The sequence below is a fragment of the Yersinia antarctica genome (assembly GCF_056636475.1).
Map to the genome: position 1 here is coordinate 1,158,664 of NZ_JBSJQF010000001.1, position 17,016 is coordinate 1,175,679.

A 17,016-nucleotide genomic window follows, 5' to 3' on the forward strand; every position below is an offset into this window, starting at 1 on the left:
TTTATGGCTATTCATCAATTTACCTACCCAAAAATAGACAACCAAACACTTGTTGGGTTGCTTCTGCGTGTATTGTTATCCTCTTGATTATCTATCTTTATTTTTAGTGGAATATCCTTCCTGTCAGAATATTACTATTTAAAACTTATTTTCCTATCGGAAGAACTTGAGTTACCTCACAGAAAATGTGCTGTAACTGCTTGAAAACACGCTTACGATCGTTCTCTCAACTTTGAAATAGAGTAATAAAATACGCTTTACTCTATTTAGTCAAAATAATAAAACAAGCACATGTTTAAAAACAAACAAGTGTCCATTATGACCAGCCGAGAAAAACAAATATTGCAGCTTCTGAGACGAGATCCATTGATCCCCCAGCAAGAAATTGCCGATATTCTAGGCATTAGTCGCTCGGGGGTGGCGGGTCACATTATGAATCTAATGCAAAAAGGTTATATCAAAGGAAAGGGATATATATTATCTGAGCACAGTTATGTGGTGGTGGTTGGCTCGGTAAATATGGATGTTTGTGGTTATGCAGCCAGTAAGCTCATTTATGAAGATTCCAACCCAGGGAAAATAAAATGCACCCCAGGCGGTGTTGGGCGAAATATTGCTGAAAATATTGCGCTATTAGGCAAAGAGTGCCATCTCATCTCGGTGGTGGGAGATGATTTTTATGGTGCGACCCTGATTGATGAGGCTAAACGCGCCGGTGTCAATGTCAGTAATTGCCACAGTTTGCACGGTGAAAATACCTCTACTTATGTTTCGTTACTCGATGATGGTGGCGAAATGTTGGTGGCGATTAATGATATGCGCATATTAGAAAAACTAACGCCGTCATTATTAGCAACCACCAAAGAGATAATTCAACACGCGGGAATATTAGTCGTCGACTGTAATTTAACCGAAGAAGCCCTCTCATGGATATTTACCAATGCCGGTAATGTTCCTGTATTCGTCGATACGGTTTCAGCATTCAAAGCACCCAGAATTAAAAACTGGTTATCCCATATTCACACGCTGAAACCTAATCGTCTGGAAGCAGAGATACTCAGTGGCATGAAAATTAACAGCCACGATGATATTCCGGTGGTGGCGCACTGGTTTCACCAACAAGGCGTCCAGCGCCTGGCATTAAGTATGGGAAAAGAGGGGGTTTATTTCAGTGAAATTGATGGACAGGTTGGCTGGTCATTGCCACTGAATATCAACATTGTGAATGTTACCGGGGCCGGAGACGCGATGATGTCTGGTTTAGCAAGTTGCTGGCTGGATGACATGGAATTTGCTGAGAGTATCCGTTTTGCTCAAGGGTGCTCAGCATTAACGCTCTCTTCGGAACTGACTAATAACCCCAATCTGTCAAATGGCAGTGTTAAAAAACTATTGGAATTACAACCATGACAAATAACGCAATGGCACAATCTTATTTAGATATATCACCAGAGGTTGCACAGGCTTTGGCGCAAAATAAAGCCGTCGTCGCATTAGAATCTACCATTATTTCTCATGGGATGCCTTACCCACAAAATGTAGAAACAGCGTTACTGGTAGAGCAGAAAATTCGTGAGAATGGCGCTGTGCCTGCCACTATTGCCGTTATAAACGGCCGGATGAAAGCGGGCCTATCCCGTGACGAAATAGAATTGCTGGGCAAGGAAGGCCATAGCATTATGAAAGTCAGCCGTCGTGATTTGCCTTTTGTGATAGCAAATGGACAACATGGTGCTACAACAGTGGCTTCCACCATGATTATTGCACAAATGGCGAAGATTAAGGTTTTTGCGACCGGCGGTATTGGTGGTGTACACCGTGGTGCGGCCACCACATTTGATATTTCCGCCGATTTACAGGAGTTGGCGAAAACTAATGTGACGGTGGTTTGCGCCGGCGCTAAATCTATTTTGGACTTAGGTCTAACCATGGAATATCTGGAAACTAATGGGGTGCCGGTTATTGGTTATCAGACTCGGTCACTGCCCGCTTTTTTCTGTCGGACCAGCCCGTTTGAGGTCAGTATTACCTTAGACAGTGCTGAGCAAATTGCGGCAGCAATGAATGCCAAATGGAGTATCGGCCTGCGTGGAGGAATGGTTGTTGCCAACCCCATCCCACCACAATATGCTTTACCCGAAGAGATGATCAATGCTGCCATTGATCAGGCAGTAAAAGAATCAGAAGAGCAGGGGGTTATTGGTAAAGAAAGTACGCCATTCCTGTTGGCCAGAGTAGCTGAATTAACCGGTGGTGACAGTTTAAACGCTAACATACAGTTGGTATTTAATAATGCGCAGTTAGCTGCCAAAATTGCCTGCTCCTATCAGAGCATTATTTAATAAAGAACGGTAACACGCTTTAAATATTGTCCTTATTACAAAATACTTGCTCATATCTTTGAGGTGCCCTGACACATTTGTTGTCCGAGGGGCACCTTTTCGAGCATGAGCTATCTATATAGGAACTTCGAGGTACTTCGGGGGGGTTATGGATTTATTGCGTAGTTTGGCGGGGATATGCATTTTATTGTTTATCGCCTATGTTTTTTCAGTAAATAAAAGAAAGATAAGATTACGGACCGTCGGGGCTGCATTATTATTGCAAATAACATTGGGTGCAGTCATGCTCTATGTTCCTGCTGGAAAGTGGTTTATCTCTTCGATTGCTAATACAGTGAATAGAGTTATTTCATATAGTGACGCAGGTAGCGCATTTATTTTTGGTGGTTTAGTTAGCCCAAAAATGAATGAGTTATTTGATGGCGCCGGTTTTGTTTTTGCTTTTCATGTCCTGCCGGCCATTATTTTCATCACTTCATTAATTTCTATTCTTTATTATCTCGGCATTATGGGATGGCTAATTAATATTCTCGGTTCTATATTTCAAAAGTTACTCGGTATCAGTAAAGTAGAGTCATTTGCCGCTGTCACCACTATCTTCCTTGGTCAGAATGAGATCCCAGCGGTAGTTAAACCCTTTATTAATAAGATGAACAGCAATGAACTGTTTACCGTTATCTGTAGCGGTATGGCATCCATCGCGGGTTCTATGTTGGTGGGCTATGCCGGGCTTGGGGTTCCGATTGAATATTTGTTGGCTGCTTCGTTAATGGCTATCCCTGGCGGGATATTGTTTGCGCGTATTATCAGCCCGGCGACAGAAGAGTCAAAAGTTGAATTCAATGAGATGACATTCAGTGACAAACGCCCTGCCAGTATTATCGAAGCCGCAGCCAGCGGTGCCATGCTGGGGTTAAAAATTGCCGTTGGGGTTGCCACCGTCGTGATGGCATTTGTTGCATTAATTGCGTTAATTAACGGCATTATTGGCGGAATTGGCGGCATCTTTGGTTTCGAACAGCTCAGTCTGGAAAGTATCCTTGGCTATGTGTTCTCGCCTCTGGCTTATATTATGGGCGTATCTTGGGAACATGCTTCACTGGCGGGTGGTTTTATCGGCCAGAAATTAGCCATTAATGAGTTCGTAGCCTATTTGAGTTTCTCTCCTTATCTGAAAGAAACCATAGCGACATTAGATGTAAAAACGATTGCAGTTATCTCTTTTGCGTTGTGTGGTTTTGCCAACTTTGGCTCAATTGCTGTCGTGGTGGGCGCTTTCAGTGCTGTTGCACCCGAAAGATCATCTGAAATTGCGCGCTTAGGATTCCGTGCACTACTGGCGGCAACATTATCTAATCTGATGAGTGCCACAATCGCCGGGCTATTTATTGGTTTGGGGAGTTTATTACCGGGCTAGGCTTATTGATATTTCTTCTGGTGCATTAATCTACTGATAAAAAGGATTAATGCACTAATCAACCCTTTAATCTAGCGGATGGCGCTTGAGATAGTAACTGACTTTATAATCAACCGGATTAAAGGTTATCACCGAAAAATCTACCACGACTCCGTCAGTTCCATTGGATACGGCGAGTAATTGCAGCAGCAGGGTACGTGGGTCGCAATGGAGTTGCAGGGCAAACTCCTGACTGGCGACAATAGGTAAAAATGTCTGCCGGCAACCTTCAATCTGATAATTAGCATGTTTTTCAATAAAGTCATATTTAGATGATTCAAGATGATGGTAAGTTAAATCCGGCATCAGAGAGACTGGCAGATAACTCTCTTCTATCTGAATAATCTGTTTGTCAGCATAACGTAATCGTTTGATATAATATATTTTATCGTCTTGATTGATGTTTAACTGACTGGCAATGTCTTGCGATGCCCTAATAATTTTGAACTCAGAAACTTCAGTATGTGGTGTCTTGCCGAGCATTTTCATCTGTTCGGTGAAACTGTTCAGATGATTATTATCATGTTTAAGATCTTTCCCGATAATAAATGTCCCTCGCCCTTGTTGCCGTTCCAGTAAACCATCTTGAATTAAGACATCCAGTGCTTTTCTGACTGTCATTCGTGATGCACCAAAACGCTCTGCTAACTGAATTTCTGATGGTAAGCAATCACCCAGCGAAATATCCTGATGATTTATTAATTTTCGAATATTTGTTACCAGATTTTTATATACCATTTTTATACCTATTCAGAGGGCGGCTTGTATCATGAATATTTTTGTAATTCATTGATAATTAATTATTAAAATTTCATTGGTATAAAAAATGACTCAAATGTCTAATTTGAGCGTTAATAATGTACAAGTCAGACTGATGATTTAATGCTGCCTGGATCACAAATTTTTATCAATTGCCACGTTCTCTCTCTAGTGCTCTCCGTTTAAGATTAGTTGTAAAGGATATTGGTCTGGTTCAGTCCAACAGCGTATTCAAAGCCTATGCGGGTTTCTTATATCTTGAAATCCTGGGGTGGAAATTAAACTTTCGGTTTTTTTATAAAAATAATTAAAGTAATTCAAGCATCTGCCGATAACTATACTGATACTTATATGCTCATTAAAATAATCTGGGTAGCCAGAGCAATAAATTAAAGATGGGGAATGGCAGGTGAGCGAAACGTCTAAAGAAAATTTTGTCAAAACGAATAAATTAGCGATCTGTGCAATTCTTCGAGATTTAAAGAAGAACGATACCGCAGTGATGGTTATGCATGCGCGCGGACAATTTATCAGCCGTATTCTGGATGTGGTACCTGAGACGAATCAGTTTATTTTTGATTTTGGTAGTGTAGAACACGAGAACCGTCTGGCCCTTGCTGCTAATCAATTGACTATTATTGCAGAACCTACGGGCGCAAAAATTGAATTTACTTGTAATTCACTGAAAGAAATAAAATATTTATCACTACCTGCCTTTAGCTCGGCTATTCCTGAGCAGCTTTATTTTATCCAACGGCGGGAATATTTTCGTGTAAACATTCCTCAATGGCCCCCTTATTATTGTTCTGGGAAATTTACTGATGGCAGTAATTTCTCGTACACATTAGGGGATATTTCCCTGGGGGGCATGGGTCCGGCGCGTGTCAAGGTAGTTGTCGCCTCAGTTAATTCATGCGGCCAACGTTTCACGTTCCGGATTTAACCAGACCTCATCCTGCCGGTGCCAGTTTCTCGTTGAACCTGACCACCGATGTGGATTCTGCATTTTCGCCGCTTCATAGACCGATTTACGCTGCGCCAGTAGTGCCCGATCTCGGCGCGTGTCAAGGTAGTTGTCGCCTCAGTTAATTCATGCGGCCAACGTTTCACGTTCCGGATTTAACCAGACCTCATCCTGCCGGTGCCAGTTTCTCGTTGAACCTGACCACCGATGTGGATTCTGCATTTTCGCCGCTTCATAGACCGATTTACGCTGCGCCAGTAGTGCCCGATCTTCACCTCTGTGTCGTTGCCCTGGTGTGACGTAACGGATACCACTGTGCCGATGTTCTTCGTTATACCAGCCAACGAAGGTTTCTACCCACGCCTGCGCATCCTCCAGCGTCGCGAAGCCCTTCTCCGGCCAGCTCGGCACGTATTTCAACGTCCTGAACAGCGATTCAACATACGCGTTATCGTTGCTCACCCGTGGCCGGCTGTGCGACGGGGTTATCTTAAGTTCCGCAAGCTTTACCTGCAGCACCTGTGACTTCATCGGGGCTCCGTTATCCGCATGCAGTACCAGCGGCTCCTGCCAACAGCGTTCGCTCAGCACTGTCCGATTCATCAGCTCTGCCGCATGCTCACCACTTTCAACCAAGTGAACCTCGTGACCGACGATTTTGCGGCTGAACACGTCTTCTATCAGGTACAGATAGAACCAGTGTCCTGCCGTCAGCGACCTCAGCCAGGTAATATCCCATGACCACACCTGATTCGGTGCCGTCGCCCTCCAGGTCGATAGCGGCTTGCTTTGCGCTACCCTCTGCCGACCACGGTGCGTTGTTTCGCCAGCACGTCTTAGTATCCGATAAAACGTTGACTCACTGGCGATATAGCGCTTTTCATCCGCCAACAAAGGAACGATTTGCGTCGGTGGCAGGCTGGCGAACCGCAGTTCATGACAGAGGGCTAAAACCTGTTGTTCCTCTTCGGCAGTGAGTTTGTTCTTCGGGATGGGCCGTGACGCCGTGGGTCTGCGGTCATGCGTCCCTTTTCCCCAACGCTGTAATGTTCGCTCACTAAGCCCAATAGACTGGCAAGCCTCGCTCAGCCTCGCGCCTGCAGCAACGGCTTCCTTTACGATTGTCATCAATCGCAGCCTGTCCGGAGTCGGCGTCATTCGTCCCCGTTTTCCTCGACGAACAACGCCTTGAACTTTTTTTGCAATATCAGCAATGCCGCAGCCTCAGCCAACGCCTTATCCTTGCGGGCAATTTCACGCTTAAGCTGATGAATTTCGTTTTGCTGTTTCTTGACGAGTGCTTTCTCTTCACGCGGATCTGGCTGCATTATCTCATTCTTCCACTGCTGAATTTGCTCAGGGTAGAGCCCTTTACGGCGACAGTACTCAGCAACAGCATGGGCGGAAAGAGGTGCCGTTTCAACCAGGATGGCAAAACGAGCCTCACGGGACCATTGCTGCGGGGTTTTTACCTCAACGTGGGTGCTCGCGGTCGAAATACCTGCCTTGGAGCGCCAGGTGTAAAGCGTATTGACAGGGATCCCCTCAGAGCGTGCAATCTGAACAACCGGCTGATTGTGTGGTGGCATCATTCTGGCAATCACAGCGGCTTTAAGCTCAGGTGAATACGTTTTCATTCTTGTTGTCTCCAGCCCCTTGGATGTTTTCAGTTAGAGGCGACAACTACCCTGACATGGGGGGGGTCTGTATGCAGTGAAAGGCAGTGAGTTCCCCCTTCAGGAATGCGGTATATTACGAGATGCCTCAGTGGATTTATGTGGTTTTGGTGTTTTTAAGCTGGACCTGCAGTTTATCCGAGCCATTGATAAACAGGTAGTGAATAACAAAGGTGAAACCCTCACAGTACAACGCTTGAGTTTTAAATTTCCTCGTCTGAGTCCAATCCAAGAAAAAGGGCTGCAACGCGCCATTTTTGAGTTAGAGAAACAGCAAACTGCCAAGGCACGAAAATTTCAAGACAGCATCTAGTTTCTGAAAGTATGGGGTGATTACCAACAGTCTGTGTAATAGTGGCAAGGCGGCAGGTATTTAAATTACAGTACCTGCTGTTAATGTAACCTTTTGATTTATTTCTCTCATTTTATGCCCTGATCCTTAATTTCTCCTTTGGGCTATAGTTAGTACTATTCAGCTTTTTTGCTGTCGTACGTTTATTGCGTATCGTCAGCCTTTACTCGCCCCTTTTTTATGACTGGATACTTTGGTGTATCCGTCTTTTGCTTTCCACCTTCACTCGGCATTTTTGACAGCATTCTGCCTGTAAGGCGTTTTCTGCTCAATATCACGCGGCTCGCACGGCTCAGGAAGCTCACCTGAGCAATCCGTTTGGATACGCCTTTTAACGGCTATTCCCGACTTTTCATTATGCAGATTGCCATCAGACTGTATGAGCACCCGACCAGAAAGGTACCTATGAAATTATTTCTAAAGGCTATTCTTGGATCACCCACCGCAGCGACTCCCCCTTGGCATGATACTGCACCTGTAAGGGATGAGCTATTCAGTGTGGAGCGATTGGAACAGCATGCTGAGAGCCTTGCCAAAGCGCAGTCGATAACTACCCACCCACCACGGGTATCTACTCTGCATGCCCGCCTGAATGATAATGCCAATACGCTGCTGGCAGCATATCGGGCCAGTGCCGCAGAACTGGAAAAGGGCCGCGCAGTAGTCCCTGCGGCTGAGTGGCTGTTGGATAATTATCATCTGGTTGAAGAGCAGATCCGCGAGATCCGTGATGATTTGCCGCCGGGTTATTACCGTCAATTGCCGAAGCTGGCCGACGGCCCCTTCGCTGGCTATCCACGGGTATTTGGCATTACCTGGGCTTTTGTGGCGCACACTGACAGCCATCTGGACCCGGATGTATTATGCCGTTTTATTATGGCGTATCAGCGTGTTCAACCGCTGACTATTGGTGAACTCTGGGCGGTGGCGATTACGCTGCGTATTGTGCTGATAGAGAATTTACGCCGTCTGGCTGATCAGATAACTCAAGGTCGTAAAGATCGGGCAGATGCTGAGGCGCTGGCGAATCGCTTATTGGACGCCGGCGATAGCCGATTGGCTCTGGAGTCTGATATTACGGTGCGATCCAGTGAGCCTTTATCTGAGCAATTTGCATCTCAATTGGCAAAGCGGTTACGTGATCAAGACCCACGCACCACGCCAGCATTGGGCTGGCTGGAAGATCGCCTTCAATTACAAGGGCTATCGATTAGTGAAGTTGTACAACGAGCTCAACTACGGCAGGGGTCATCTAACGTTTCGGTCCGAAATGTTATTACCAGTATGCGGTTGATCTCGGATATTGACTGGGCTGATCTGTTTGAGAGTGTAAGCCTGGTCGATGAATGCTTACGCCAGGGCAGCACCTTCGCCAGTATGGATTTTCAAACCCGCAATTTGTACCGCAGTGCCATCGAACAATTATGCCGAGGTTCCACCTTCACTGAACTGGAAATTGCCGCTCTTGCCCTGCAAGTCGCACAGACTTCAGCCGAGGCCGCGGAGCCAGAGAATGTCGAACGCTGCCGTGACCCAGGCTATCACTTGATTGGGGCGGGAAGGCGTGAATTAGAGAATCAACTCAGATTCAGTCCTTCAATACGTTTGTGGTTTAGCCGCTTGAGCGTCAGCTTTGGTGTTGGCGGTTTTATGGCGGCCATTTTCCTGGTCACTGCCGGATTACTGGCATTGGTGCTGTGGGCACTCTCTTTCCCCGGACTGGCGACGGGCTGGCTGGTATTATTTACCTTAATCGCATTTATCCCTGCGACAGATGTGGCAACTGCCCTGGTAAACCGCGTTATCACCTGGAGCTTTGGTGCCACGATTTTACCGGGATTGGAGCTAACCAGTGGCGTACCGGATGGATTGCGTACCTTGGTGGTGGTGCCCACGTTGCTCACCAGTAAAAGCGATTTATTGGAGCAAATCGAGCAGCTAGAAGTCCATCATTTATCGGGGGCTACAGGTTCTCTTACCTTTGCTCTGTTGTTGGATGGGGTTGATGCAGACCAGCAAGTCATACCGAGTGATGGTCCACTACTGCTATTAGCCGATGAGGCTATTGCACGGCTTAATCAACGATATGGCCCCGGTCCTGCCGGGCCGCGCTTTCTGCTGTTGTACCGTCAGCGAAGGTTTAATGAAAGTGAAAACCGTTGGATGGGCTGGGAGCGTAAACGGGGCAAGTTGCATGAACTTAACCGCCTGTTACGGGGGGCGACGGACACCTCATTTATTGCCACCGCCGCCGGTGAACCACAGGTGCCAACCGATGTGCGTTATGTCATTACGCTGGATGCCGATACCCGACTGCCGCGCGATGCTGCCCTGCGCTTGATTGGCAAAATGGCGCATCCGCTGAACCAACCACGCTTTAGTGCAGACCAGCAGCGGGTCATCGATGGTTATGGCATCCTTCAGCCGCGTGTGACGCTGGCATTGCCGATGGGCAAAGGTGGATCGTTATACCAACGGGTATTTTCTGGTCCTGGGGGGATGGACCCTTACGCTGCCGCAGTTTCAGATGTTTATCAGGATATGTTTGGCGAAGGCTCTTATACCGGCAAAGGTATTTATGATGTTGATGCGTTTGAAGCCTCGCTGGCCGGCAGGGTGCCAGAAAATGCCTTACTCAGCCATGATCTGTTTGAGGGGATTTTTGCCCGTGCCGGATTGGCTTCGGATATTGAAGTGGTGGAAGAGTCACCCGCCCGCTATGACGTAATTACCAAGCGTCAGCATCGCTGGACGCGGGGTGACTGGCAATTATTGCGTTGGGTGGTCAGGAACGACAAAGACAGCAAAAATGTTCCATTGCTGGGCCGTTGGAAAATGGTGGATAACTTGCGCCGCTCACTGGTTGCTCCCTTTGCGCTAATGTTGCTGGGTTGCAGTTGGATGCTACCCATGCCTGCTGCGTGGGTTGGGGTGCTGGTAGTCATCTTGCTGATCGCGTTCCCCTCTTTTCTACCCATTTTGTTCTCATTATGGCCGGCTCAGAATACTCGGCTGAGTAACCATTTACGTTCTTTACTCGATGATACTAAACGAGCAGGCAGTCAGACGTTGTTGTCATTGATTTTCCTGGCTGACCACGCCTGGCAGATGGTTGATGCTATTGGCCGCACGCTAATTCGCCTATTTATTACCCATCGTAATTTACTGGAGTGGACCACCGCCGCACAATCTGCCGGTAAACCCCACCCCGGTGTCGCCGGTTTTTATCGCCATATGGCGGGTGGAACGCTATTAGGTTTGCTGATGGCCGCCATTGCATTGATGGTTTCGCCCTTGGCCTGGCCACTGATTTTACCCTTTGCCATTATATGGTTTTTCGCTCCGGCCATCGCGTTGTGGGTCAGTCGCTCCCATCAGGTAGCACAACATAAACCGATAACGGCGGAAGATATCCCCGAGTTGCGTCTGACCGCCCGGCGCACTTGGCGCTTCTTTGAAACCTTTGTTACGCCTGATGAAAACATGCTGCCGCCTGATAACTTTCAGGAAGATCCAAAACCTGTGGTGGCACACCGCACTTCACCGACCAATATGGGATTGTATTTACTCTCGACTGTGGCTGCTCGCGATTTTGGTTGGGCGGGTACCTATCGCACCTTGATGCGGCTGGAAGCAACCTTTGAAACCTTTCATAAACTGGCGCGTTTCCGCGGGCATTTCTTTAACTGGTATGGCACGCAGGATCTACGGGCGCTGGAACCGGCTTATGTTTCTTCGGTCGACAGTGGCAACCTGGCCGGGCATTTGATTGTGCTGGCCAATACCTGTGAAGAGTGGGCGGCAGAACCGCTGGCGACTAACGGCGCTAAGGGGTTGATGGATAACCTGTTGTTGGCCGAGATATCCTTTAACGCGTTACCCGCGGGTGATGCTGATTTTAAACGTAAGCTGTGGGCAGTTTTAGAACAAATCCGTATGGATTTAAAGGGAGTCGGTGACACTGAAATGTTACCGCTGTCGTTAAAACCGTTATTGGTCAAAGCCTCAGCGATGGTGCATGGTGTCGCACGCTCTATTGATGATAATGCATTTATTGATTTGAGTTATTGGATTGAAGTACTGATTTTGGCGGCCGCTGAACATGAATATGACCAGCAACTCACGCAGGAGATGCAGGAGCAAGTTAATGATCGGTTGTTGAAATTGGCTGCTGAATCCCGCCATATGGCGCTGGCGATGGATTTTGCTTTCCTGCTTGATCCCGAGCGTAAATTATTATCCATCGGTTATTCGTTGGTGGATAACAGCCTTGATCCGAGTTGCTACGACTTACTGGCCTCAGAGGCTCGCCTTGCCAGTCTATTTGCTATCGCCAAAGGCGATGTACCGACCCGTCATTGGTTCCGTCTGGGGCGAGCGGCGACCCCGATTGGTAAAGGGGCTGCGCTGATTTCATGGTCTGGCTCGATGTTCGAATACCTGATGCCCTCACTGGTGATGCGCGCGCCGGCGGGCAGCTTGCTGGAACAAACGAATCAACTGGTGGTTGAACGGCAGCAGGTTTATGGCCGCAGCTTGAATATCCCGTGGGGCATTTCTGAGTCGGCGTACAGTGCACGTGATATCGAGTTTACTTATCAATATTCTAACTTTGGTGTCCCTGGGTTGGGGTTAAAACGTGGTTTATCAGAAAATACCGTAATCGCGCCTTATGCTACCGGGCTGGCAGCTATGATTGATCCACACGGTGCGCTGCAAAACTATGAAAAACTGGCGGAGATGGGTGCGTTAGGCCGCTATGGTTACTATGAAGCACTGGATTTCACCCGCTCGCGCTTACCGGAACATCAGCAGGTGGTAATTGTACGCAACTATATGGCGCACCATCAGGGAATGACCATTGTTGCTATTGCCAATACCTTACAGCAAGGACGGATGCGCAACCGTTTTCACCATGAGCCAATGATTCAGGCTTGCGAATTACTGTTGCAGGAGCGGATGCCTCGCAATGTGGCGATTGCTTATCCTCGGACCGAGGAGGTGTTGCTTTCAGCGGTGGCAGACAGTGCATTACCAACCATTCGCCGCTTGTCCTCACCGGTTATTGGAGCACCCGTGACTCACCTGTTATCCAATGGCCGTTATGCTGTGATGCTGACCAGCGCGGGGGCTGGCTACAGCCGATGGCTGGATGTCGCGGTCACTCGCTGGCGGGAAGATACTACTTGTGATGATTACGGCTCCTTTATTTTCCTGCGTGATTTGCGCAGTGGCCGCAGTTGGTCTGCCGGGGCGCAACTGGCCGCCAGTGATAATTCCCATCGTGAGGTGATTTTCAGTGAGGATCATGCCGAATTTATCTGCCGCGACGGTACGCTGACCAGCACCATGGATGTGCTTATCTCCAGTGAAGATGATGGTGAAGTACGGCGGATCTCGTTACTTAACACGGGTCGCCGTGCGCGGGAGATTGAACTGACCTCTTATGCTGAAGTGGTACTCACTGCGGCCGCAGCAGACAGTGCGCATCCGGCATTCGCCAAAATGTTTGTGGTTACTGAATATCTGGCGGAATTGGGTGCATTAATTGCGACGCGGCGGCCCAGAACAGCACAAGAACCGCAAGTCTGGGCGGCGCATTTCTTGGTTGCTGATGGCCTGCCGATGAGTGAGCTGCAATATGAATCGGATCGGGCCAAGTTTATTGGTCGCGGTAACCGGGTTATTAGCTCGGCTGCCATGCAAGTGGGAGTGGCACTGTCAAATACCGTGGGTACAGTGCTGGATCCGATATTCTCACTGCGCCAGAGCTTGCTGGTACCGGCGGGCAAGACGGTTACGGTTTCCTTCTGGACACTGATTGCTTCATCGAAAGAAGCTTTGCTGGATATGGTGGATAAACACCGGGACCGCAGTGCGTATGATCGTGCTAAAACATTGGCTTGGACCCAGGCTCAGGTGCAGTTACGCCATTTGGAGATTAAAGCTGAGGAGGCGGCAGATTTTCAGCAACTGGCCGCGCCTATTTTGTATGCCGATGCCCGCTTCCGTTCGCCATCGACAACTATCATACGTGGTGCAGGGGTCCAATCAGTATTATGGACTCAATCCATATCGGGTGATTTGCCGATAGTTCTGCTGCGTATTGATGATATCGAAGACATTGATCAGGTGCGGCAATTACTGCGCGCACATGAATACTGGCGCATGAAACGTTTGGCGGTTGATCTGGTTATCATCAATGAACGGGCGTCTTCTTATGTACAAGATTTGCAAATCGCTATAGAAACCGCAGTGCGCAGTAGCCAGTCACGGCCACACTTGGGTGATCAGCTACGACAAGGTTCGGCCTATGCCTTGCGTGCTGATCTGATGAGTGCAGAGACTCGATCGCTACTCCGTTCGGTTGCTCGGGTGATGTTATCAGCCCGTTATGGCACATTGGGTAATCAACTCAACCATCTGTTATTCACTCTGGACAAGAAAATTGTTCCTTCAGATAAAAAGCTGTTCGCATCGGATAAAAAGTTATTCACATCAGATAAGCGCCTGTTAGCACAGGATAAAAAGTTATTAACAGCAGATAAGAAAGTCAGTTTCTCACTGGTCAAACCGGTTAACTTGCCGACGGCAACCTTATTACCCTTACCTGAAAATCTGGAGTTCTTTAATGGTCTGGGAGGGTTTGGCTTGCAAGGGCAGGAATATATAACTTGCCTGAATGATGGGGAAAATACCCCCGCGCCCTGGGTGAATGTGATTTCCAATCAGACCTTCGGTTTTCAGGTTTCGGCTACCGGTAGTGGCTATACCTGGGCTGAAAATAGCCGAGAAAACCAGATAACGCCGTGGCTCAATGATCCCGTTATCGATTCGTCTGGCGAATGCCTGTATCTGCGCGATGAAGACTCTGGGCTGCTCTGGAGTCCTACGGCACAGCCGATCCGCGATGGTGGCACCTATATCGCTCGCCACGGTCATGGCTATAGTCGGTTTGAGCATCAGGCTAATGGTATTGGCATGACGCTGCTGCAATTTGTGCCGCTGGCGGATCCTATCAAGATATCCCGTCTGACATTGCGCAATATGTCGGATAAACCACGGCGTATCTCGGTGACCGCCTATGCCGAATGGGTACTGGCGACTTCTCGCGGGGCTACCGGGCCATTTATTATTACCGAAATGGATGAACCAACCGGTGCCATGTTGGCGCGAAATCCCTGGAGCACCGCCTTCCCCGGCAGAGTTTCCTTCGCTGACTTAAATGGACAGCAAACTAGCTGGACCGCCGATCGTAGCGAGTTCCTCGGACATTATCGAGACAGCTCTGCACCGTTAGCCCTATCGGCAATAATACCGCTTTCCGGTACGACCGGTGCCGGGTTTGATCCCTGTAGTGCGCTGCAACAAACGATTGAACTGGCGGTGGGTGAACAGGCCGAGGTGGTGTGGTTTATCGGCCAGTGTGCTTCAGTGAGTGAGGCACAAGCTTTAATTACCCGTTACCGTACGGCAAATCTGGATGCGGTGTTGAGTGACGTCACCGATTACTGGCGTACCTTGCTGAAGGCTATCCAAGTGAAAACGCCGGATCGGCAGATGGATATCATGCTCAACGGCTGGCTGCTTTATCAAACGCTGGCATGCCGTGTTTGGGCAAGGTCGGCATTTTATCAGGCCAGTGGCGCTTATGGTTTCCGCGATCAATTACAAGACGGCATGGCGCTAACCTTTGTTCAACCGGATACGACGCGACATCACCTATTGCGCGCCGCCGGGCGACAATTTATCGAAGGTGATGTACAGCACTGGTGGTTGCCTCACTCCGGGCAGGGGGTGCGAACTCGTATCTCTGATGACCGGGTTTGGCTCTCTTTTGCCACCGCCACGTATATTCTTGCAAGCGGTGATAGCGGTGTGCTGGATGAAACAGTACCGTACCTCGAAGGGCCGATATTGCACCCAGGCGAACACGATGCTTTCTTCCAGCCACTGGTGGCACAGGAAAGCGCCTCACTGTTTGAACATTGTGCCAAAGGGTTGGATCAATGCATTGAATTGACCGGAGAGCTTGGTTTACCGCTGATGGGGACCGGTGACTGGAATGATGGCATGAATCGAGTCGGTGAAGGGGGAAAAGGGGAGAGTGTTTGGTTGGGTTGGTTGCTGGTGGCAACGCTGAAAATGCTCATTCCGTTAGCGAGCGAGCGTGACCCTCGACGGGCCAGGCAGTGGCAGGAACATCTCAGTGGTTTAATCGAGGCATTAGAGCGGGAAGCATGGGATGGCGACTGGTATCGCCGTGCAACCTTTGATAATGGCAGTTGGCTGGGATCTAAAGCGTGCAACGAGTGCCGTATTGACTCTATTGCCCAGTCGTGGGCGGTGCTATCGGGGGCCGCCGACCCACTACGAGCCGTACAAGCAATGGCTTCACTGGAACAACATCTTATTCGTCCCGATGATGGGATGGCACTGCTATTCACTCCGCCTTTTGACAAAACGCCAGATGATCCTGGTTATATCAAAGGCTATCCGCCTGGTTTACGGGAAAACGGGGGGCAATATAGCCATGCTGCCATGTGGGTGATTTTAGCCTTTGCTGAATTAGGTGAGGGGGATAAGGCCCGCAACCTGTTTGCATTGCTCAATCCGATAAATCATGGCAATACCCCTGCGGGGATTGCGCGTTACAAAGTCGAACCCTATGTGGTCGCAGCCGATGTCTATTCAGTCGCACCTCATGTTGGGCGCGGTGGCTGGACGTGGTATACCGGTTCTGCGGGCTGGATGCAGCGCGCGGGTATGGAAGGTATTCTGGGGATCCGGCGTGAAGGCGGGGAACTGGTGATTAATCCTTGCATACCCGCCAGTTGGCCGGGATTTGAGGCGACGGTTAATCTGGCTAACACGCGCTATGTTATTCGTGTTGAAAGTCCGGCCCAGCGCTGTCAGGGGATTAGTTCGGCGACATTGAATGGTTTGGCACTCGCTTATCAATCCGACGGGGTACGAGTTGCTCTGGATGGTGGCGAATACGAACTGATTATTATTTTATAACCAATATCGATTCAGTCGGGGTAGTCAATTAGCACTATCTTGACTGAACAAAATAAAAACTGAAAAATATGTTGAATTATCATGCAACTGCCCCAATATTATACACTTGTCACTAAGGAGGTTGCGCATGGGAATTAGCGAAGAAGAGAGTATCCGCCGTCTGACTGATGAGAAAAGCTCTATTGGTCATTCGGCTAAATGGGTGGCAATCATTTCTGCCATCTATTTCATTATAATGCTGTTTTATCAGCATGAGTTAGGTGTGTTAACACTGGCGGGCGGGATTTTTGTTGTATCGTTTTCCATTTGGATGAAGAAACGCCAAAAAGTGAAATCTTACAAAAACCAACTGCAACAGATGGGCGACGATAAAGCAGTTTAACGCAGGCCACCATCTGATGAACCGTTAGTCCGATGTTCCGGCTTTTATTTTTCGTTTGCAGTGA

The 17,016-nt window shown here is 48.5% G+C and carries 7 protein-coding genes and 2 pseudogenes; 7 read left to right on the forward strand and 2 right to left on the reverse strand.

Translation table 11 applies throughout. The features are described from left to right. Positions 1–291: 291 nt before the first annotated feature. The 3 genes from ACWJJO_RS05130 (at position 292) to ACWJJO_RS05140 (ending at position 3,759) form a co-directional block, all read left to right on the forward strand. Entirely contained in the window at positions 292–1,410 is a 1,119-nt protein-coding gene (locus ACWJJO_RS05130; protein WP_372568751.1) for a PfkB family carbohydrate kinase, read from the forward strand. Next, on the forward strand, positions 1,407–2,342 hold the full coding sequence (locus ACWJJO_RS05135; RefSeq protein WP_083160113.1) for a pseudouridine-5'-phosphate glycosidase: 936 nt from the start codon (positions 1,407–1,409) through the stop codon (positions 2,340–2,342). The genes ACWJJO_RS05130 and ACWJJO_RS05135 overlap by 4 nt, the downstream gene beginning before the upstream one ends. A 148-nt stretch (positions 2,343–2,490) precedes the next feature. Next, positions 2,491–3,759, forward strand: a complete 1,269-nt coding sequence (locus tag ACWJJO_RS05140; RefSeq protein WP_083160111.1) for a NupC/NupG family nucleoside CNT transporter — start codon at positions 2,491–2,493, stop codon at positions 3,757–3,759. A gap of 66 nt (positions 3,760–3,825) precedes the next feature. Here ACWJJO_RS05140 and ACWJJO_RS05145 read toward each other — a convergent pair whose 3' ends face one another. Then, positions 3,826–4,536, reverse strand: coding sequence for a GntR family transcriptional regulator (locus ACWJJO_RS05145; protein ID WP_083160109.1), 711 nt, complete (start codon positions 4,534–4,536; stop codon positions 3,826–3,828). Between the two features lie 430 nt (positions 4,537–4,966). Here ACWJJO_RS05145 and ACWJJO_RS05150 point away from each other — a divergent pair. After that, positions 4,967–5,431: pseudogene (locus tag ACWJJO_RS05150) on the forward strand (flagellar brake protein); the annotation flags it as partial. A gap of 216 nt (positions 5,432–5,647) precedes the next feature. Here the strand turns inward: ACWJJO_RS05150 and ACWJJO_RS05155 are convergent. Beyond that, positions 5,648–7,158 (reverse strand): IS3 family transposase gene (locus ACWJJO_RS05155; RefSeq protein ID WP_481090522.1). Its coding sequence is split into 2 segments (ribosomal slippage): positions 5,648–6,723 and positions 6,723–7,158, totalling 1,512 coding nucleotides; the frame shifts between segments, so codons are not numbered across the junction. A 58-nt stretch (positions 7,159–7,216) separates the two neighbouring features. On the opposite strand from ACWJJO_RS05155, the pseudogene ACWJJO_RS05160 reads away from it, so the two are divergent. The 3 genes and pseudogenes from ACWJJO_RS05160 to ACWJJO_RS05170 form a co-directional block, all read left to right on the forward strand. Continuing rightward, positions 7,217–7,510 (forward strand): annotated as a pseudogene (locus ACWJJO_RS05160) (PilZ domain-containing protein); the annotation flags it as partial. 444 nt (positions 7,511–7,954) lie between these two features. Then, complete coding sequence (locus tag ACWJJO_RS05165) at positions 7,955–16,570, forward strand: GH36-type glycosyl hydrolase domain-containing protein (RefSeq protein WP_481090705.1); 8,616 nt, start codon at positions 7,955–7,957, stop codon at positions 16,568–16,570. A gap of 127 nt (positions 16,571–16,697) precedes the next feature. After that, entirely contained in the window at positions 16,698–16,952 is a 255-nt protein-coding gene (locus tag ACWJJO_RS05170; protein WP_083160103.1) for a hypothetical protein, read from the forward strand. The last annotated feature ends 64 nt before the right edge of the window (positions 16,953–17,016 follow it).

Bases quoted from the DNA above. Each gene is read 5' to 3' on its own strand.
- ACWJJO_RS05130 (WP_372568751.1), top strand. From the start codon at position 292: ATGTTTAAAAACAAACAAGTGTCCATTATGACCAGCCGAGAAAAACAA.
- ACWJJO_RS05170 (WP_083160103.1), top strand. From the start codon at position 16,698: ATGGGAATTAGCGAAGAAGAGAGTATCCGCCGTCTGACTGATGAGAAA.
- ACWJJO_RS05140 (WP_083160111.1), top strand. From the start codon at position 2,491: ATGGATTTATTGCGTAGTTTGGCGGGGATATGCATTTTATTGTTTATC.
- ACWJJO_RS05145 (WP_083160109.1), bottom strand. From the start codon at position 4,536: ATGGTATATAAAAATCTGGTAACAAATATTCGAAAATTAATAAATCAT.
- ACWJJO_RS05165 (WP_481090705.1), top strand. From the start codon at position 7,955: ATGAAATTATTTCTAAAGGCTATTCTTGGATCACCCACCGCAGCGACT.
- ACWJJO_RS05135 (WP_083160113.1), top strand. From the start codon at position 1,407: ATGACAAATAACGCAATGGCACAATCTTATTTAGATATATCACCAGAG.